The sequence below is a fragment of the Nannocystis pusilla genome, assembly GCF_026626665.1.
GTDB lineage: Bacteria > Myxococcota_A > Polyangia > Nannocystales > Nannocystaceae > Nannocystis > Nannocystis pusilla.
Genome location: NZ_JAPNKE010000002.1, coordinates 9,790,883 through 9,810,329 on the forward strand (window position 1 = coordinate 9,790,883; position 19,447 = coordinate 9,810,329).

General features: G+C 70.9%; 15 protein-coding genes and 2 pseudogenes. 8 read left to right on the forward strand and 9 right to left on the reverse strand.

The features are described 5' to 3' along the window. Positions 1–436: 436 nt before the first annotated feature. On the reverse strand, positions 437–1,960 hold the full coding sequence (locus OV079_RS43385; RefSeq protein WP_267778785.1) for a tetratricopeptide repeat protein: 1,524 nt from the start codon (positions 1,958–1,960) through the stop codon (positions 437–439). Between the two features lie 10 nt (positions 1,961–1,970). Then, positions 1,971–3,683: a serine/threonine-protein kinase gene (locus tag OV079_RS43390; RefSeq protein WP_267775620.1), complete on the reverse strand. Its 1,713-nt coding sequence runs from the start codon at positions 3,681–3,683 to the stop codon at positions 1,971–1,973. Between the two features lie 106 nt (positions 3,684–3,789). On the opposite strand from OV079_RS43390, the gene OV079_RS43395 reads away from it, so the two are divergent. The 3 genes from OV079_RS43395 (at position 3,790) to OV079_RS43405 (ending at position 8,134) form a co-directional block, all read left to right on the forward strand. Further along, complete coding sequence (locus OV079_RS43395; protein WP_267775622.1) at positions 3,790–4,611, forward strand: peptidoglycan-binding protein; 822 nt, start codon at positions 3,790–3,792, stop codon at positions 4,609–4,611. 207 nt (positions 4,612–4,818) lie between these two features. Then, positions 4,819–6,282, forward strand: coding sequence for an ABC transporter substrate-binding protein (locus tag OV079_RS43400; protein WP_267775624.1), 1,464 nt, complete (start codon positions 4,819–4,821; stop codon positions 6,280–6,282). A gap of 181 nt (positions 6,283–6,463) precedes the next feature. Further along, positions 6,464–8,134: a serine/threonine protein kinase gene (locus OV079_RS43405; protein ID WP_267775625.1), complete on the forward strand. Its 1,671-nt coding sequence runs from the start codon at positions 6,464–6,466 to the stop codon at positions 8,132–8,134. An 8-nt stretch (positions 8,135–8,142) separates the two neighbouring features. Here the strand turns inward: OV079_RS43405 and OV079_RS43410 are convergent, their stop codons facing one another. After that, positions 8,143–9,141 (reverse strand): hypothetical protein, encoded by a 999-nt coding sequence (locus OV079_RS43410; RefSeq protein WP_267775626.1) that lies wholly within the window; start codon positions 9,139–9,141, stop codon positions 8,143–8,145. A 756-nt stretch (positions 9,142–9,897) separates the two neighbouring features. On the opposite strand from OV079_RS43410, the gene OV079_RS43415 reads away from it, so the two are divergent. From OV079_RS43415 to OV079_RS43425, 3 genes are all read left to right on the forward strand, one after another. Further along, positions 9,898–10,200, forward strand: a complete 303-nt coding sequence (locus tag OV079_RS43415) for a hypothetical protein (protein WP_267775628.1) — start codon at positions 9,898–9,900, stop codon at positions 10,198–10,200. 490 nt (positions 10,201–10,690) lie between these two features. Further along, positions 10,691–11,311, forward strand: a complete 621-nt coding sequence (locus OV079_RS43420; protein ID WP_267775629.1) for a hypothetical protein — start codon at positions 10,691–10,693, stop codon at positions 11,309–11,311. A gap of 32 nt (positions 11,312–11,343) precedes the next feature. Next, positions 11,344–11,553, forward strand: coding sequence for a hypothetical protein (locus OV079_RS43425; RefSeq protein WP_267775630.1), 210 nt, complete (start codon positions 11,344–11,346; stop codon positions 11,551–11,553). A 3-nt stretch (positions 11,554–11,556) separates the two neighbouring features. Here the strand turns inward: OV079_RS43425 and OV079_RS43430 are convergent, their stop codons facing one another. Continuing rightward, positions 11,557–13,233: a hypothetical protein gene (locus tag OV079_RS43430; protein ID WP_267775632.1), complete on the reverse strand. Its 1,677-nt coding sequence runs from the start codon at positions 13,231–13,233 to the stop codon at positions 11,557–11,559. Between the two features lie 592 nt (positions 13,234–13,825). Here OV079_RS43430 and OV079_RS43435 point away from each other — a divergent pair. Continuing rightward, on the forward strand, positions 13,826–14,077 hold the full coding sequence (locus OV079_RS43435) for a hypothetical protein (protein WP_267775634.1): 252 nt from the start codon (positions 13,826–13,828) through the stop codon (positions 14,075–14,077). A gap of 24 nt (positions 14,078–14,101) precedes the next feature. On the opposite strand, the gene OV079_RS43440 is transcribed toward OV079_RS43435, so the two are convergent. The 5 genes and pseudogenes from OV079_RS43440 to OV079_RS43455 all read right to left on the reverse strand — a co-directional run. Next, entirely contained in the window at positions 14,102–14,971 is an 870-nt protein-coding gene (locus OV079_RS43440; RefSeq protein WP_267775636.1) for a tetratricopeptide repeat protein, read from the reverse strand. 24 nt (positions 14,972–14,995) lie between these two features. Beyond that, a complete protein-coding gene (locus OV079_RS43445; RefSeq protein WP_267775637.1) occupies positions 14,996–15,505 on the reverse strand; it encodes an SET domain-containing protein in 510 nt (169 codons plus the stop codon). A gap of 40 nt (positions 15,506–15,545) precedes the next feature. Next, positions 15,546–16,238: a cyclic nucleotide-binding domain-containing protein gene (locus tag OV079_RS43450; RefSeq protein ID WP_267775639.1), complete on the reverse strand. Its 693-nt coding sequence runs from the start codon at positions 16,236–16,238 to the stop codon at positions 15,546–15,548. A 36-nt stretch (positions 16,239–16,274) separates the two neighbouring features. Continuing rightward, a pseudogene (locus OV079_RS59600) lies at positions 16,275–16,367 on the reverse strand (hypothetical protein); the annotation flags it as partial. A gap of 32 nt (positions 16,368–16,399) precedes the next feature. Continuing rightward, a pseudogene (locus OV079_RS43455) lies at positions 16,400–17,935 on the reverse strand (ABC transporter ATP-binding protein); the annotation flags it as partial. On the opposite strand from OV079_RS43455, the gene OV079_RS43460 reads away from it, so the two are divergent. Then, positions 17,934–19,412, forward strand: coding sequence for an aldo/keto reductase (locus OV079_RS43460; protein WP_267775644.1), 1,479 nt, complete (start codon positions 17,934–17,936; stop codon positions 19,410–19,412). The pseudogene OV079_RS43455 and the gene OV079_RS43460 overlap by 2 nt on opposite strands. Positions 19,413–19,447: the final 35 nt, after the last annotated feature.

Consider the following 19,447-nt stretch of genomic DNA (forward strand, 5'->3'; position numbering starts at 1 on the left):
CGCCGGGGGCCCCCGGGCGCGAGGCCGGGCCCGATCGCGCGATCGGGCCCGGCCCCCGCGATCTCCCGCTAAAATGTCCCAAGGGACATGTCTGCCTATTCGTATCGCGGTCTCGATGGACGGTAACGGCTATCTTTGTCCATCGAGACAGATTTATTGCCGAAGCGGCAGACAGGCTGCCGAGACGCTGCTGCGGACGCGTCTCGCGCAGTTTTCTCGCGATTCGGAGGTCGATGCTCTGGAGCGCACGTCTTCGCCGGTCGAACTGGCGCTCGCGCGACGCCTGAGAGGCGTAGCGGAAGCTCGCCGAGCGGCGCGGGGCCGTGATGTCCCTCGAGACATGTTCATTGAGACATCTGGTGACGGCGAGGCTCGCCGGCGCCGGAGCTGTCGCTTCGAGCAGGTGCTGCGGCGCCGGGCTCCGGCGAGCTCGCGCTCAGCCCTGGCCCTTGAGCCAGGCGTCGACGCGGGCGAGCGCCTGCGGGTCGGCGTTGGGGTCGCGGGCGTAGTTCTCGCGGGCGAGCCGCGCCAGCTCGAGGGCGCGGCCGCGGTCGTCGAGGGCGCGGGCCAGCAGGAACTGGGCGTGGGCGCGGTCGCCGGGGGACACGTCGGCGGCGGCGTCCAGCAACTTCACGGCCCGCTCGGCGTGCTCGCGGGCGGCGGGGTCGTGGACGCCGACCTCGACCTCGGCGAGGGCGATCAGTGCCAGGCCGACGTCGGGGTGCTCGGGCCCGAGAGCGCGGTCGAGGATCTGCAGGGCCCGCCGCAGCAGCGCCAGCGCCTCCTGCGGGTCGCCGCTGCGGGCCGTGGCGTCGCCGAGATTCAATAAAGTGGCCGCGACGTCGGGGTGGTCGGGCCCGAACGCCTTCTCGCGGATCTGCAGCGCCCGGCCGAGAGTGACCAGCGCCTGCGGCAGCTTGCCGGCGGCCGCCTGGGCCTCGCCGAGGTTGTCGAGGGTGTGGCCGATGGTCGGGTCGTCGGGCGCCAGCGTCTTCTCGCGGATCTGCAGCGCCCGCTCGTAGAAGCGGATGCTCTCGGCCAGGCGGTCCTGCTTGGTGAAGTTGCGCAGGACGAACCCGAGGTTGGTCAGCGAGTAGGCGACCTCGGGGTGCTCCGGCCCGAGCACGCGCTCCTGGATCGCTCGCGCCGCCTCGTAGTGCTCGTAGGCGCGGTCGAGGTCGCCGAGCACGATCTCGGCGTTGCCGAGGTTCATCAGGGCGCCGGCGGTGCGCGGGTGGTCGGGGCCCAGCGCGGCGCTGCGGATCGCCACCGCCCGCGCGTAGTGGTCGCGCGCGGCCCGGTAGTCGGCCGTGGCGTAGAACAGCGCGCCCAGGCTGGTCTCGGTGTTGCTGATGTCGGGGTGGCCGGGCCCGAGCACGCGGGTCCGCAGCGCCAGCGCCTGCTCGAGGTTGGCGCGGGCCTCGGCGTAGCGGCCGCGGGCGTAGTCGTTGTCGCCGAGGTCGTTGAGCGCCGAGGCGACGTCCGGGTGGTCGGGGCCCAGCGCTTCGCGGCGGATCGTCAGCACCGACTGGTAGTGGCGGTCGGCGACCTCGAACTCGCCGCGCGAGTAGGCGGCCTTGCCGAGCATGGTGATCACGTTGGCCCGCTCGAGCTGGCGGCCGATGTCGCCGCCGGTCGCCGGCGTCGACGGGTGTTCGAGCAGCTCGAGCGCGCGGGTGGCCAGCTCGGCGGCGTCGGTCGAGTCGCCCTGGTTGAGGCGGATCCGCGCCAGGGCGGTGAGGAACCTGGCCTGAAGGACAGGGTCGGAGCCGTCCCAGGCGAGCGCGGCCTCGGCGGCCAGCTGCAGGCCGAGCGCGCGGTCGGCCTGGGCCTGGCGCCCGCCGATGTTGTCGACCAACTGGACCCACGCCTCGGCGGCGGCGCGCGGGTGGCGGCCCTCGGCGGCGGCCCGGATCGCGTCGCTGTAGGCGGCCTCGGCCTCACGTGCCCTTCCGGACATGGCCTCGAGGTCACCCAGGGCCAGCTGCGCCTCGGCGAGCAGCGGCGCGTAGGCCAGCGCGCGCGCCTCGACCACCACCGCCTGCACCTGCGACAGGCCGGGGCCGTACTGGCCGGAGCGGGCCTCCGCGCGGGCGGCGTCGAGGCGCGAGCGCAGGGCCGAGGCCTCGGCGCGCACGGCCTCGGTGGGCGGCGGGACCACGTTGGAGGTCAGCTGCTGCTCGTCGTTGCAGGCCGACAGGTCGCCGAGGCCGGCGACCACGTTGACCGCGCGCTCGACCACCTGGCGGTCGGCGCGGGCCAGGACGTCGACGACGGAGCGCAGCTCGTTGAGGCGGCGGGCCAGGCAGGCGCTGCGCAGGCCGCCGAGCTCGTCGACGCCGGCGCCGCCCTGCGCGGCCCGGCAGGCGACGATCTGGGTCGACGTCCAGGTCGCGGCGTAGAGGTCGAGCGCGGCCTCGACGCGGCGGTACGTCTGCGCGGTGAAGGCCGGATCGCCGGCGGCCGCGAACGCGGCCTGGACCTGCTGCTTGCGCGCCGGGTCCCACACGCCCTGCAGCTCGTCGCGGGCCGCCTCGCACAGCGCGTCCGTCTGGGCGCGCAGCGGCCCACCCGGCCGCGCCGAGGGCCACCGCCGCGGCGGCGCCGACGGCCAGCAGCCAGCGCTTGCGCTGCGAGCTGGGGTCGCGCGCGAGGTCGTCGAGCAGGGCGGCGATCGAGGGGTAGCGCTCGGCCGGGTCGACGGCCAGGCCGCGCAGCAAGATCTTGCGCAGCCACGGGGGCACGCGCGCGTACGACTCGCGCGGGGCCTCGGCGACCTCGCCGGTCAGCACCGCGGTGGCCAGCGCGGCCATGCTGTCGCCGTGGAACGGCGGGGTGCCGTAGAGCGCCTCGTAGAGGGCGACGCAGAAGCTGAACTGGTCGGTGCGGGCGTCGGTGGCCTCGCCGAGGTGCTGCTCCGGGGACATGTACGCCGGGGTCCCGAGGATCGCGCCGACCTGGGTGAGCGCGGTGTTGAGGGACACTGCGGCGCCGGTGGTCGGCCGCTCGGGCAGCGGCCGGTCGCCGTCCTCGGTCTGCTTGGCGAGCCCGAAGTCGAGGACCTGCGCGCGGCCCTTGTCGGACACCAGCACGTTGTCGGGCTTGAAGTCGCGGTGGACGAGGCCGGCCTCGTGCGCGGCCTGCAGGCCGCGGCCGGCCTGGCCGAACACCGCGAGCACCTCCTGCCGGGTCCGCGGGCGGGCGCGCAGCCACTGCTTGAGCGTGCCGCCCTCGACGAACTCCATGGCGATGAAGATGCGCTCGTCGTACTTGCCGACGTCGTGCACCGCGACGACGTTGGGGTGGTGCAGGCGGGCCATCGCCTGGGCCTCGCGCAGCAGCCGCTCCTGGCCGTCGATCTTGCTCTGGGTCGCGCCGCTGGCCGACACCGCCTCGGGGTGCAGCAGCTTGAGCGCGACCTTGCGGTCGAGCTGCGGATCGTAGGCCGCGTAGACGACGCCCATGCCGCCGGAGCCCAGCGGGCTCAGGACCATGTAGCGGCCGATCAGCTGGCCGTGCTGGATCTGCCGGTCCGCCGCGCCCGACCGGCGATCGCCGGCGAAGGTCTCGGCGCGGGTGTCGACGAGGCTCGGCGGCCGCGTCGGTTGGGCCGGACCCGCCAGCGTGCGGTCGAAGCTGGCGCTCGCGGCCAGGGTCGGGCGGGTGGGCTCCTTGGACTCCAACGGGCCGGCAGTGTACCATCCCGCCCGCCGAGGGCACTTGAGCGAGGCGCACCGGACCACCGCATCGCAGCTCGCTCCAGAAGCCGCCGGACGCGCGGTCCGCTGCGTGCTCGATGCGCTGGCCGTGCTCGCCGAGGTCGACGATGTCGCGACCACGCGCGCCGCCGTGCAAGCGCTGCAGCGTCGCCTCGGGCTCGCGGCCACCGGCGAGATCACGCCCGCGCTGCTGCAGCGGGCGCAGGCCGCCGCGGAAGCGGTCCACGCCGACGCCCACGCCCGGGCCGCCGCGGCCGCCGAGACCGCAGCCGCGCTTTACAGTCAGATCGCCGGCGACCGCGAGCGCGAGATCGAGGCCATGCGGGCGCGTCACCCCGGACGACCGACCAGCCTCACCGAGGAGGAGGTCGGGGCGTCGCGCCTGGCCGAGGCCCGCAGCGCCCTCGAGGCGGCGAATCACTGGCGCCGCGCGGCGCTCGGCCGCGAGCGCGCGACGCAGGCGGAGATCGATGCGCCGCGCAACTCTGGAGTGAGCGGCCATTTCGTCGGCGCGACGGATGCGTCGCCGACGGCGAGCGACGAGGACGGGCGCGGCGCGAGTGATTCGCGGCAGGCGGCCGAGGCTCACGGCGAGGACGGGCGCGGCGCGAGTGATTCGCGGCAGGCGGCCGCGACGGAGCCCGCCGGCGTCGAGCAGGCGCAGGTGCTCGCGGCGCGGGCGCGGGCGCGGGCGTGGCGGGCGGCCGAGGCGGCTGGTCCTTGGTTCAGGTCGGCGGCAGCCGGTCACCTCGCCGCCGGCGATCGCTTGCAGGGGTCGCGCGCGCTCGAGGGGGCGCTCAAGGCCGCGGCGCTGGTGGCCGAGGCCACCGCGCCAGGCGAGCCATGGCCTTCGAGCCATGTCCCGGAAGACATGTTCGATCAGGCAGAATGAAGCCGGCGCGCCGCCCGTCGCGGCGGCTTCGTCGGCGTGCGCGCGCTCGCGCCGCCGGCCTGCAAAGGCCGCGGGAGCAGCCGTCCGCGACGGTGTAAATACGGATGTTGTCCGTAAAACGGAAGCGGTGCGGCGCGTGCCGGGTCACGGTGGGAGGGGGCGGGCGGAGGTAGGAAGTCGCCGGTTTTTTGGCATAAGATGCCGCCGATGCAGCACCTCCTCTCTCGGCGCGTCGGGCCGGCGTCGTCGGTCGCGTTCGCGGCGGTTCTCGGCTGTTCGGCGGTCTCGAGCGTCGACTACGCGCCCTGCTCGAGCAGCGCCGACTGCCGCGGCGCCTTCGGCCTCGGGTACGCGTGCGGGGAGCAGGCGCTGTGCGAGAAGCTGGAGGGGTTCGAGCGCTGCGAGGAGGTGTACCCGGTCGACCTGCTCGAGGCGCCGGAGAAGTACCGCGACGCGATCGTGTTCGGCTCGCTGTTCGACCACACCGAGAGCACGGGTGACCGCGTGCTGGTCAACGCGGCGACGCTGGCGGTGATGGAGGCCAACATGAGCGGCCTCGGCGATCGCAGCTTCGCCATCGTCCACTGCGACTACCAGGAGAACGCCAAGATCGACGACCTCACCTCCGAGGAGGCCGCGGTCGAGGCCGCCAAGTACCTCGTCGATCAGCTCGGCACCCCGGCGATCGTCGGCCCCGGCACCTCGGGCCTGGCCGAGGCCGTCTACAAGGAGCTCGCCAAGTCGGAGCACGCCGAGCGGACCTTGATCGTCTCGCCGTCGGCGACCAGCCCCAGCCTCACCAGCATCGACACCGACAAGCCGGGGCTGTTCTGGCGCACCGCCCCGCCGGACTCGGTGCTCGGCGCCAAGCTGGCCCAGTACATGGAGGACGAGGTCATCACCAACGCCGTCGTCGTCTACGAGGGCAACACCTACGGCAAGGGCCTGGCGATCGAGCTGCAGAAGAACTTCGAGGACAAGATCGAGCTCGACGAGTACCAGGATCCGAGCGAGATCCCGACGAAGGTGGTCGAGATCGCCAACGGCGCCGGGACGCCCGACAACTTCGCCATCGTCTTCATCGCCTCCGACGTGGCCCAGGTGACCAGCTTCCTCAATGCGGCGGCGGCCAACCCGTTCTACGCCGACCCCGAGGTCAAGCTGTTCTTCGGCGACACCGCGTACAACGGCGACGTCATCAAGCAGACGCAGCTGAAGGCGGCCGCGCTGTACCCCAACGTCCGCGGCGTGTTCCCCGGCGAGCCGACGGCGCGCCAGGTCTTCAAGTTCTTCAACACCACCTACAACGCGACCTTCCCCGAGCTGGCGACGGACGCGTCGTACTCGTCGCACACCTACGACGCGACGTGGCTGGCCATCTACGGCGCGGCCTGGTCGTACTTTCAGAACGACCAGAAGATCGAGGGCCCGGCGATGGCCGAGGGGCTGACGAAGATCAGCGCCGGCGAGACCTACGACGTCGTGTCGACGACCTGGAACGGCATCAAGACCGCGTTCAAGGCCAAGCGCAGCATCAACGTCAGCGGCGCCTCCGGCGAGCTGGACTACGACCCGATGACGGAGGAGACGACGGCGCCGGTGATCCGCTGGACGATCGTCTCCGACGGGGGCAGCGGCTTCCGGTTCGACACGGTGATGGAGGAGATGTGAGCCAGGCGGCGAGACTGTCCGCAATCGCTGGCTCCATCGCCTCCGGCGCACGGTTCAGGCGGCTCGGCGGAGGTCGGCGGCTGCGGGCGGATTTTTGCGGCGGGCTCGCCGACTCGGTTTCCTCGTGTAGGCTGAAGGGCGCCGGGAGCTGAAGGTGGCAGGTATCGAGACTCCGAAGACGATGGTCCGAACGTCGGCCGCCGGCATCGCCACGTCCATCAGCGACTCCGGGGACGCCGGACGCGGTTCCGGCATGGGCGCCGACCTCGTCGGGACCCTGCTGCTCGGCCGCTACCAGGTGCTCGAGCGCATCGGCGACGGCGGCATGGGTGCGGTGTACCTCGCCGAGCACACCACGATCCTCAAGAAGTTCGCGATCAAGGTGCTGAGCGCCCAGCTGTCGCTGCGCGAGGACCACGTCGACCGCTTCATGCGCGAGGCCCGGGCGGCCTCGATGATCAACCACCCCAATGTGGTCGAGATCACGGACTTCGGGAAGACGCCCGACGGCCAGCCGTTCTTCGTGATGGAGTACCTGCAGGGCAAGGACCTGGCGCAGGTCGTCGGCGAGGGCACGATGGCGTGGAAGCGGGCCCGGCCGATCCTGCTGCAGGTCTGCAGCGCGCTGCAGGCGGCGCACGAGCAGGGCATCGTGCACCGCGACATCAAGCCGGGCAACATCCTGCTCGTCAAGCGCGGCAGCACCGTCGACCACGTCAAGGTGCTCGACTTCGGCATCGCCAAGGTCCTGGGCCACGAGCCCGACGCCAAGGGCCTGACCCAGAGCGGCGTGGTCGTCGGCACCCCCGAGTACATGTCCCCCGAGCAAGGGTGGGGCCAGTCGATCGACCACCGCGGCGACATCTACGCCCTCGGCGTCCTGCTCTACGAGCTGCTGACCAGCAAGATCCCGTTCTCCGGCGCCACCATGATGGAGGTGCTCAACCGCCACATGTTCGAGGTGCCCGACATCCGCCACCCGAACATCCCCGAGGAGGTCGGCGCGATCATCCTCAAGGCGATGCAGAAGGACCGCAGCCTGCGGTTCCAGTCGATGAACGAGATGGCCGCCGCGGTCGAGGCCGTCGGCACCGGCGCGAGCCCGGTCACCGTCGTCGACGAGGAGATCAAGACCCCCTGGGGCCCCGTCACCGCCCGCTTCAACGCGGTGCCCGCGGGCCAGCAGCGCAGCTGGGTGTGGCTCAGCGTGCTGTCGGCGGTGGTGGCCGTCGGCGCGGTCGTCTACGCGATGGTGCCGGTCGACAACGGTCAGCTCCCGCCGGCCCCCGTGGCCGCGCCCGTGATCGTCCCGCCGACGCCGGCGCCGACGCCGGTCAGCGAGCAGCCGAAGGTCGTCGCGCCGGAGGCCGAGCGCGTCCGCTTCAAGATCGCCACCCCCGGCGTGGACGCGCAGATCCTCGACGCCGCAGACCAGGGCCAGCTCGGCGTGACCAATAGCCCCGACGGCGTCGAGGTGGTCAAGTCCGAGGACAAGATGAGCCTCATCCTCCGCGCCCCCGGCTACGAGGACCACCTCATCGAGGTCATCCCCAACCAGGACAAGACCTTCGAACGCCAGCTGGTCGCCAAGGCCGCCGCGCCGACGCCCACGCCCGCCCCGGTGCACGCGCAAGCGAAGCCGAAGCCCGACAAGAAGCCGAACAAGCCGCAGGCCGACACGAAGGTCGAGGCGGCGGCGCCCGACGAGGGCGACGAAGAGATCAAAAATCCCTTTAAAGTGAAGGGACATGCTCGCGGAGGCATGTCCCTTGGGGCATGTCTTCGAGAGCATGGCGCGAGAGACATGCGTCGCGCCTGGCTCCCGGATCGAGCCTGTCGCCGCATCGCTTGAGCTCGCGTCTATGCCGGAGTCGAGCCGGTTCCCGGAGCCGCAGTGGCCGGTCCACTTCGAGATGCGTGGCGAGGTCGAGCCCGCCGAATGGAGGGCGTTCGGTTCAGGCCGGAAGGCGTGGCCTGCTCAGTCGCCGAAGCACTCGTCGACAACCGAGCTCGAAGATGCCGCTCCAGACCTCGCTGAGGGCGCAGGCCAGCAGCACATGATGCCACCACGTGAAGGCGGTGACGCTGACGCCCACAAGATGGGCGAGCGCGGAGATCAGGCAGATATAGCCCACGCAGCTCAGCGACAAGAGCGGCGTGTACATCGCGAGCTCCCAGAACTCCTGGGTCGGCAAGAAACCGAATCGCTGGGGTGGCAGCGGTCCCTTGAGGGGCATCAGTTCTGCGCGCCTTCGCATTTGTCCTTGATGTGGCTGAAGATGTAGCCGCCAACGCTAACCGCGACGCTTTTGCACGTACCAAGCTTCTTGGAGAACCACCAGCAGCCGGCTCCGGCAGCTCCCCGATCGTTCCGGCGCTGAGTGCGCCGGCGACATCGCATATCACCGAGCGCGGGGGCGCCGCCTCCGCGGCGTCTGCCAGAGCCTGCTCGACCTCCGTCGTGGTCCAGACCTGGACGAGGCTGTTGAAGAGCGCGACCGCCTCCTCGTATTCGAGGGTCGCGAGATAATCGTTATTAAATGCTTTCCAGGCCTGCTCGGGCAGTTCGGTCCACTCGCCGCCGAAGTCGAGGATGATGGTGTCGTCCACGAGCAGGATGACGGCCGCCTGCCCGTCGAGCTCACCATGCGCCGCGAGCCGCACGTGCCCGACGCCCGCGAGCTCGTAGGCGATATCGATGTGCACGCCCTCCGAGAGGTCGACGGCGGCGGTCACCGCGTCGGCCGAGAAGTCCACCGGCGCCTGCACGCGGTCCAGAAACTCGTCCGGCGTGGCGGGCACGGGACTGGCAGCGGACGCCGCGAGGAGCGAGGCGGCGACGAAGAATTCGGTGAGCATATGTTTCGTCATGGCCAAAGATCGGCGGGCCACAAGCGGACGACAACAGAGTCTCGGCGAACCCGAGCGGTATTGCCAAGCCGCGCCGCTGTCTCCGCCTCTTCGTGCAGGTCCGCCCACCTTTGAAGCGCCACGCAGATACGGCTGCTCCTGCGTGCGTGCGCGCGTGGCGACCTGCGGGCGCGGTATGGAGGGGAATGGTTCACGCCGTGGCCGTCGCACCCTTGTTGTCGTCTCTCGCGGTCGCTCGGGCGCCCGCTGCGACCGGCGAGGAACTCCTGGCTGGCCTTCCCGAGCAGACGAGCTCGGGGGCTGATTCGTGTTGAGGGAAGGTCGGTCACGTCTCGGTCGTCGTGCCGACGGAGGATGATGGAGGGTCAGGAACAGGTGGGTTCGCGTGAGACAGGAGAGCTGCAGCAGCGACTGACGCCCTCGCGCCGGCCCTTGCCCGCGCAGCGGTGGGGGTTCTTGCCGACCCAGCCGTTTTGGAACCTCGCGGCGCTGACCCCCGTCTCGTTCGCCTGCTGGTTCCCCGCCGTCGTCTTCTATGATTGGTTGCGTACCCTTGGTTTGCCCTGGTGGCAAAACGGGCTCGGCTGCATGGTCTTCATGACGGTCTGGGCTGGCCTCGTGGAGCGGTGGAGCCGGAGATACTTCGTACGTCGCTACCGGTGCGTGCTCCGCTCGTCCGATGTCCCATCCGCGGCCCCGGGCTCGCTCGCCCCTGCGAGCGACCCGCAGCGAAAGCAGCCGATCGTGGCGACGGCCGAGTTTTGGGACTACGCCTTCGCGCGGTTGTTCGGCCGGGCGAAGGGCATCGCCGAGATGCTCTTCGAGTTCGTCTTCTTCATGTCGGCGTTCTATCCGTCCTGGAGGGCGGTGCTGGGGGCATTGCTGGTGGTCGCCGCCATGTCGCTCGCTCTCGGGTGGTGGCAGCGGCGGCTGCTTCGCTCGCACCTCGAAGGGGCCGGGGCGGGCAAGGCGCTCGCCGGAGGAGCGATGGCTGTCGCCAGCGGACGAGGGCCGAGCGAAGGCCTCATGGCTGCCGACCGAAATTGAGTGGAGGCGGAACGACTTTCCGGTTGCGAGAAGACGAGGACGCACGACGGCTCGCAGGCGCGAGGACGAGGAGTCGCCACGGCCGAAGAGGGACCGTCCCGTGAGGGCGAACCGCGGCGGCGCGACCCCAAAGGGGGCAATGCGAGAGCTCCTCTCGCGAAAGAGCCAGCAGGGTCCATGCGAACTGCGTCACGCGTTCTGCGTCCGCGAGTCGAGGCGGATCCAGGGCTCGTCGGAGTGACATCACGAGCGGCGCGCGCTAGGCTGAACGTGATGCGCCGTCTCGGGCTCGCCGCGCTCGTCGCCACGTTCGCCTGCAACAACGGCGAGGGGCAGCAGTCGGGGTTCAGCTCGAGCATCACCACGGCGCCGGTCACGAGCAGCACGAGCGCCGAGCCTGTCTCCTCGACGACGTCGACCGCGAGCACGACGGGCGAGGACTCGACGGCGGCCGGTTCGGTGGGGACGAGCGGGTCGAGCGGCTCGGGGGGTGCCCGATTTGGGAGTCATTCCGGACGGAGGGGATGGCCCGCCGCCGGGGTGCAAGGGGAAGGTCGACTTCCTGTTCACGATCAGCAGCGCGCCGACGATGGAGCCCAAGCAGGCGCGGCTGAAGGCGAGCTTCCCGGGCTTCATGGCCACGCTGGAGAGCGAGTTCGCGGACTTCGACTATCACATCATGTCCTCGAACACGTCCGGCTTCTGGGGCTATCCGAGCTGCGTCGGCTGCCAGGACGTGTGCGCCGACCTGCCCGAGTATCCGTGCGGGACGTCGCCGGAGCCCTGTGATTCGATTCGCGGCGCGGGGGTCACGTACCCGATCGGCGAGCACGCGAGCAACGAGCGCTGCGAGCTCGCCAGCGGTCTTCATTACATCACCACCGGGCAGCCCATGCTCGAGGATGCGTTCGCCTGCGTCGCGTCGATGGGGATCAACGGCGCCGACGGCGTCGCCGAGACCACCGTACTGGCGCTCGGGGACGAGCTGGACGGCCCGGCGGGTGCAACGAGGGCTTTCTTCGTGATGACGCGCTGCTCGTCGTCGTCGCCATCCAGGACACCTATGACGAGGGCAGCGACGGCACCGCGGAGGACTGGCGGGACGCGCTGATCGAGGCGAAGGGGGGCGACGCCGATGCGGTGGTGTTACTGGTGATCTCGACCGACGTCGACGAACCCGAAGGGTTGTGCGGCTACCATCCTCAAGGGGTCGACCACGAGCTACGCATCTGGACCGAGCTCATGCAGCCGAACGCGGCGTTCGGCTCGATCTGCGCGGATGGGTACGGCGACTACTTCGCAGCGGCGGCGAAGATGATAAAGTCGCAGTGTGATGTGTTCGTGCCTCAATGAGGGCTACGGGTAGAGGCGGAGGGCGAACGCACGCGGCTGCAACGCGTCGAACTCGCTGCCCGCGATGTACGTGTAACCCCAGGTGTCGATCGCCAGGCTCGCGGCCTCGTCGGGGCCCTGACCGGGCCCGTTGCGGATCACCTGCCAAGCCGGGGCGCCAACCGGCCCGGGGAGGGCGAAGATCCACGCGTTTGCGTCCGTTTTCGGCTGTTGCAGCGTCCCGGCGATGATGAGCTTGCCCTCGCGGTCCTCACCCACAGCGAGGCCGCTCGCGTCGTTGCCCGGTGTCGGCTCGATCCGGAACGAGGTCAGCTCGCTCTCGGCACTGAACCAGCGCGTCATCACCTGACGAATCGAGCCCTTGTCTCGCGCCCACCCGACCACGACGAAGCCTCCAGCACGAAGCGGAGCGACGGCCATCCCCGCGTCCTCTTCCAAGAGCTCGCCCGGGGAGGTCCACTCGCTGAGCGGCGTCCCCTCCAGAAGATGCTGCAGGACGACGGTCCTTCGGACGAGGGCTTGCTCGGTGTCCGGGATTTGGCGTTCGCCGACCACGACGACTTCGTCATCGACGACCGCCACACCGCGGGCGACCTCGTCCCAGCTATTGAACTTGTCTTCGTCGCTCGGCGCGGCGAACGTCCGTTCGTGCACGATCTCGGCGTCCGTGGCGGAGATCCACCAGGCTTTGAGGTCGTGCGTGCCTGGGCTGACTTCGTCTGCGCCGACGAGGATCAGCACATCGTCGACGGCGGTCATTGCGTTTACGGACGTCCCGAGCGTGCCGATCCTCGTCGGCCCCTGCGGCTCGCCGAAATGGATCTCGGTCAGGGCCCACCGCGTCGAGCCGCTGTCCGGCAGCGTCCACGCCACGAACGCCGCATCGTCGCCGGTGACGGCGATCGTCGGCCCACGACCGCCGCCGATCACCGCGACCGGGCCGAGGTGGATCGGCTCGCCCTCCGGCTGTCCCTTCGTGCCATCGATGCGCACCGCCACTGCCTCGAGTCCGTCGTTCGTCTCGAAGTAGCCGGCGACGTCGATCCCGTTGCCGCGGATGGCCGCGCTCGTAAAGCCGTTGATCGGCCCGGGCTTCACGTAGGGCGGCCAGACGTCGGTCCCGCCGGGCTGGACGTCGATCACGAGCTGTTCCGCGTCCTGGCCGCTGACGCCGTCGGCCGCATGGGCGACGGCGCGGATCGTGTGCGTGCCGTCGCCGGGGACATCGTCGGACGTCACCTCGAACACGTGCACCGGGTTGATGGGCGCCGCGCCGAGCACCAGCGGCGCGTCATTGTCGAAGACGTCGATCGACGCGACCGGCCGCGACGTCCACACCGAGACCTGCACCTCGCCGACGTCGACCATCGGCGAGGGAGAATTGATCACGACCTCGACCTCGACCGGGACCGCCTTGGTGTCGTCGCCGCTCGTTCCGGTGTCGCTGTCGCTCGCGCTGCCGCTGCCGCCGAGGGTCACCGGGCCGGACGTCGTCGTGCCGGCGTCGGTCGTGCTGGCGTCGGTGCTTGTGCCGGTGCTCGCGTCCTCGCCCGACGTCGTCGCTTCGTCGCCGGTCGAGCTGGTCGTCAGGGGCGGCAGCGCGTGGCCTGCCTGCGAGACCGCGTCCCAGTCGAGGGTGCAACCGGCGAGGGCGGCGGCGACGAGCGCGAGGCGGAACATGGCCGTCAAGCTAGCATGCGCGATTTCGATCGTCGACGGCATGAGCCGCGGAAGGTGCCGCAGGTCGACGGCATCGGCGCTGAAGCTTGCAACTCCTTTTAGTTCTTGCTCGGCTCGATGATCGTCGTCGTGGGCTCGCGCCGTGGGCCCCAAGCTCTACATGGCAAGTCCGGTTCGCCCCCGCGAGGCCGAGCGGAGAGACGTCGAGCGGGGAGGACACGCCGTGATTGACGCGAGATGGCGTCGGTTCGGCGGCCAGCCCTGGCCGTCGAACCGGCGCCCGGCGCTCTGCTCCGGGAGACATTCGCTCATCGGAGCCGACGACGGCGGGTCGGCCCTTCACGGCTGCAGCCGTGCCAGGGGTCCGGGGAGGGCCGGCCGCGAATTAGAGGCGAGATGGGCGCGAGGAACGAGTGTCCATCCCGCCGGTTAACTCGCGGCCGGTCCTCCCCGGACCCCCCGCGAGGCGCAGTCGGCAGTCGCGAAGCGACGATCGACGATCGCCGCGATGCATGGCCTCCGCGAAGCGGCGATCGACGATCGCCGCGGTGCATGGCCTCCGCGAAGCGCGGATCGACGATCGTCGCGATGCATGGCCTCCGCGAAGCGACGATCGACGATCGCCGCGATGCATGGCCTCCGCGAAGCGACGATCGACAATCGCCGCGATGCCATCCGCGAAGCGACGATCGACGATCGCCGCGATGCACGGCCTCCGCGAACCGCTCTCGAGCACGCGCGACTGCTGGTGTCGGCTTGCGCGCCCCTTTACTTCGTGCTCGGCTTGATTCAAGGGCGAAGTCTCGTGGTGCAGAGACGTGCGCCCCTCACGACGACGCCGTGAGTGACTGCCGATGTCTCGAAGCGCTCAGAAGCGGAAGCCGAGCGCCAGGCCGGCGCCGCGCGGGCTGCCCCATGGCGTCAGGCGAGCGGTCTGCTCTCGCTTCTTGCGCGACGCCTTGACCGCGACGATGGCGATCACCGCGATCGCGGCCGCCCCGGCGATGGCGAAGCTGATGTCGGCTCCGAGCGCGCGCGACTTCTGGGCGTCGAGGAAGGGCTGGGCGTCGACGTCGCAGAAGGTCTGGTCGCCGACGTCGCTGCAGTGCTCGAGGGCCTTGTTGCGCTGGCCTTGCGCGCTGACGCCGAAGCCGATGCCGAGGCCGAGGCCGACCACGGCGACGCCGGTGAGGGCGGCCGCGGCCGGGCCGAACACGCGGTCCTTCTTCGGCTCGGGCGTGGGCTCGGGCTGCGTGACCGGCGGCGGCGCCACGGGCCCCGGCTCGGCCTGCTTGGCCTCCTGCTCCTGCCGCTCGCGCTCGGCCCGGGCCTTGTCTTCCTGCTCGCGCAGCCGCTGGTCGAGGTTCTGGATCCGCCGACCCAGCAGCTCGCGCTCCTTCTCCGGCGCGAAGGCCCGGTACTGGTCGAGGTACTTGCGGGCGTTGGCGAAGTCGCCGAGCTTTTCGTAGGAGTTGCCGATGTTGTAGAGAATCTCGGGCAGCTTCGACAGCTCGTAGCTCTCCTGGAACGCCAGGATCGCCGCCTCGTACGAGCCCTCCTTGAACAGCTGGCGGCCGTTCAGGAACAGCTCCTCGGCGCGCTTCAGCTTGGCGTCTTCGGCCGTGGCGGCCGGCGCGGTCGCGCTGCTGCTGGTCTCGGCCGCCGGCTTCGTCGCCGGGGAGGCGGGCGCGACCATAACGACGCTGACGAGGGCGGACACCAGGAGCTGCATCGACATGTGGGGGCCCCGATAGTAGAGGCGCTAAGCCGCGCTTGGCAAGCCGGACGCCCGCTTGCGCCGCAAGAACGGCGTGATCGCGGCGGCCAGCGAGTCCTGCTGCTCGCGGCTCAGGTGGCGATAGCCGCGGATCGTGCCGAAGCAGCGCTCGGCGCCGCAGCGGCACTCGAACGCCGCGGCCATGTCCCACTCCGAGGTCAGATAATTGAAGGTGACCTCGTCGCCCGATGCGAGCGGCCGCACGGCCACGAAGCACAGCCGCTCGGCGTCGAGGGCGGCGTTCGGCTCGCAGGCATGGTTGAGGAAGTCGTCGATCTCGCCGGTGCCGGCCTGGTGGCGGTCGTCGTCGAGCTGGATCGTGTACTGCCCGGCCTCGGCGACGAACACGTGCGCCACGGCGATCAGCAGCTCGCCCGCCGCGATCGCCTCGGTCGCGAACACCCCGCGCCCGAGGCCCGTCGTCCGCAGCTCGATCTTCGGCGACGCCAGCGAGCGCGGCCGCGGCGCCTCACAGCCTTCCCATTCCCTCGTCATGTCCGCCTCCCGCCCCCGCGCGCCGCGAGGTCGCGGCGCGTCATGCCATGGTGACCGGATGTACCCGGCTGCGGACCACCGAGTCGAATTCGTGGCTGAGCCGCGGGTCGCTCTGGATCAGCTCGAGGAACTGGCGGCGCTGCAGGGTCAGCAGGATGCACGGGGTCAGCGTGCGGATGGTCGCGTTGCGCGGGGCGTCGCGCAGCAGCGCGACCTCGCCGAAGTAGTCGCCCTCCTGCAGCGTGGCGATCTGCTTGTCGCTGCCGTCCTCCTGGCGCTTGAGCACCGCGACCTTGCCGCGAGCGACGATGTAGAACTTCTCCACCGTCGTGTCGCCCTCGAGGATGACCGGGCGGCCCTCGCTGAAGCGCTCGCTGAGGAAGGTGCGGGCGACCGCGGCGAGCATCGTGTCGGACAGGGTGCTGAGGATCGGGATCGCCCGCAGGCGGTCGGGCTCGACCTCGGCGCGCGTGCCGTCCTCGCTCACGACCAGGCCCTGCTGCTTGTTCCACAGCCGGCGGTACAGGCCGTCGACCGCGAGCAGCTCGCGCTGGTTGCCCTGCTCGACCAGGCGGCCCTTGTCGAACACGAGGATCAGGTCGGCGAGGCGCGTCGAGGCCAGGCGGTGCGTCACGCCGATCACCGTGCGGTCGCGGCCGAGGCGCTCGAGCGTGCCGTTGATCGCCGCCTCGGTGGTCGGGTCGAGCGCCGACGTCGCCTCGTCGAGCAGCAAGATCTGGGGGTCGCGGAGGATCGCCCGGGCGATCGCCACGCGCTGGCGTTGACCGCCCGACAGCCGGCTGCCGCGCTCGCCGACGATGGTGTTGTAGCCCTCGGGCAGGCCGGCGATGAGGTCGTGGATCTCGGCCGCGCGCGCGGCCTCTCGACCTCCTCGTCGGTGGCGTTCAGCCGGCCCATGCGGATGTTCTCGCGGACCGTCGTGTTGAACAGGAAGCTGTCCTGGAACACGATGCCGAGCTGGCCGCGCAGCGAGTCGAACGAGGCGGCGCGGATGTCGGCGCCGTCGAACGCGACCTTGCCGTGGTCGGGGTCGTAGAAGCGGGCGAGCAGGCCGAGCACGGTGCTCTTGCCCGAGCCGCTGGCGCCGACGATCGCCACGTTGGTGCCGCGGGGGATCTTCAGGCTCACGCGGTCGAGGTTCTTGTGCTCGCCGGTGTACGAGAAGGACACGTCCTCGAAGGTGATCGCCTCGCGCAGCGGCGTCAGGGCCTGCGCGCCGGGCTTCTCCTGCACCTGCGGGCGCGCGCTCAGCAGCTCCTGGATCCGCTTGATCTCGCCGGCGGCCATCAAGAGCGGCGGCATCACCCGCGTCAGCGCGGTGACGTAGGTGCTGAGGTAGCCGAGCAGGATGTTGAACGCGACCAGCGAGCCGAGCGACAGCTCGCCCTGGAAGGTCTTGAGCGCGCCGAACCCGAACACCAGGATCTGCAGCAGCAGGAAGGTGAGGTTGGGGGTGCGCTCGACCAGGTAGGTGCTGAGGTTGAAGCGCACGCCGATGCGGTAGAGCGAGCGCAGCTTGTAGCGGAACCGGCTCGTCTGCTCGGGCGCGAGCTGGAAGGCGCGCACGACCGCGTGGGCGCCGAGGTTCTCCTGCACGGTGCTGGCGATCTGGGCCTCCTCGTGGCGCACGAGGTAGCTGTCGCGCTCGGCGCGGGGGCCCAGCACCTGCGGGCCGAGCGTCGCCAGCGGCAGGCCGATCAGCGTGATGAGCGCGAGCTGCCACGAGAAGATGAACAGCAGGGTGGCGATCGTGGCGACGCCGAGGATGCCGAGGATCGTCTCGGGGATGGCGAGGATGACCGCGTTCTGCACGGCGCCGAGGTCGGTCGAGAAGCGGGCCAGGATGTCGCCGACCTGCATGCGCGTGTAGAAGTTGTGCGACAGCCGCTGCAGGTGCTCGAACATCCGCAGGCGCAGGTCGTTCATCACCGCGGTGCCGAGGCGGGCGTAGAGGTAGTCGCGCATCACCGCGACGCCGGCGGCGACGACCACGGCGACCAGCAATGCGACGAGGATGCTGTAGAGCAGCGCCTGGTCGTGCTTGGCGATCGCCTCGTCGATGACGTACTGAAAGCTGAGGCTGAACAGGACGTTGAACGCGAGGTCGATCAGCAGCCCCGCCAGGAGCAGCGACACCTCGAGACGGTAGGGCCGGAGGTATTCGAGCAGGTGGCGCAGGGCGCTGAACATGGGGCGCGAATTCGGGCGGGCGGCCGCGGCCGGACCCGCATGGTCGCCCACCGGCGCTTGCACGTGCAAGCTGCGGCGCCGCCCGAGGTCGCCGCCGGCGTTGACGGCCCCCGCGGCCTGTCGTACTGCTCGCGCCACCATGCGCGACGAAGAGCGACCTCTGTGGCCCGGACGCGCGGCGCCGGCGGCGAGCGCCGAGCGTGCGCGACGCTTCGGCATGGACGCCCGCCCGCTCGGACGCACCGGCCTCCACGTCGCGCCCGTCGGCTTCGGCGCCTACCGCGTGCACGTCGAGTCGGGGCTGCACCGCCAGGCCTTCGAGGAGGCCGTGCGCGCCGGCGTCAACCTCGTCGACACCAGCGCCAACTACGGCGACGGCGGCAGCGAGATCCTCATCGGCCAGGTCCTGCGCGAGCTGTTCGAGGGGCGCGTCGCCGGCCGCGAAGACGTCGTCGTCGTCACCAAGGCCGGGTACCTGCAGGGCACCGCGCTCGAGCTCGCCCACGAGCGCCAGCCGCCGTACCCGGACCTCGTCCGCTACCAGGACAGCTGCTGGCACTGCCTGCACCCCGAGTTCCTCGCCGACCAGCTGGCGCTCAGCCGCCAGCGCCTCGGGCTGCAGACGATCGACGTGTTCCTGCTGCACAACCCCGAGTACTTCTTCATCGACCGCGAGAACCGCGCCGGCGAGGTCACCGCCGAGGACCGCGAGGAGTTCGACCGCCGCCTGCGCGAGGCCTTCGGGTTCCTCGAGCAGGCCGTGCTGCGCGGCGAGATCGCCTGGTACGGGGTGTCGTCGAACTCCTTCGTCGACCCGCCGGACAGCGGCCAGTACGTCTCGCTCGGCGGCGCGCTGGCGCTCGCGCGCGAGGCCTTCGGGGCGCTGCACCACTTCGCCGTCGCCGAGCTGCCGCTCAACCTCTACGAGCTCGGCGCGCTGACCGAGGCGCAGCCCGACGGGTCGCCGTCGACGCTGGCGCTGGCCCGCCGCGAGGGCCTGGCGCTGCTCGTCAACCGCCCGCTCAACGCGTTCGTCGACGAGGGCGAGGGGCCGCACATGATCCGCCTGGCCGATGCGCCAGGTCCCAAAGACCAGCCGAGAGATCCGCTGCCGATCTTGCGGGCGCTGCAGCGGCTCGAGGGCGAGTGGGCGCAGGGCCTGGGCGCGCGCCTGGCCGCCGAGTACGGCGACGGCATCCGCGACCTGCTGCGCTGGGGCAGCGAGCTGCAGTCCGGGCTCGGGCAGATCCGCGACCTCGGGCACTGGCTGCACCTGCGCAACAACGTGATCTCGGCCCACTGCGCGCAGATCGAGGCCAGCCTGACGAGCGACCTCGACCCGGGGCTCTTGCCGGAGTTCCGCGCGTTCTGGGACGACTACGGGCAGCAGATGCTGGCCGCGCTCGACGCCATCGAGGACGACTTCCGCGCCCGCGCGCAGGCCCTCACCGACGCGATCGGCGACCGCCTGGCCGCCGCCACCCCGGCGGCGTGGCGCGGGCTGCCGCTGTCGCGCCGCGCCGTGCTCACGCTGCTGGCGCTGCCGGTCACGTGCGTGCTGGTCGGGATGCGCCGGCCGGCCTACGTGCACGACATGGCGTCGCTCGGGATGGTCCGGCCGAAGCCGGGCGTCGGCCCCGGCAAGGTCGACGCCGACGCGCTGGTGGCCGCGTTCCGCCGCCGCGCGCAGCACTGATTCGAGCGGCGAGATCGAGCCCCAGGTCCCGGGGA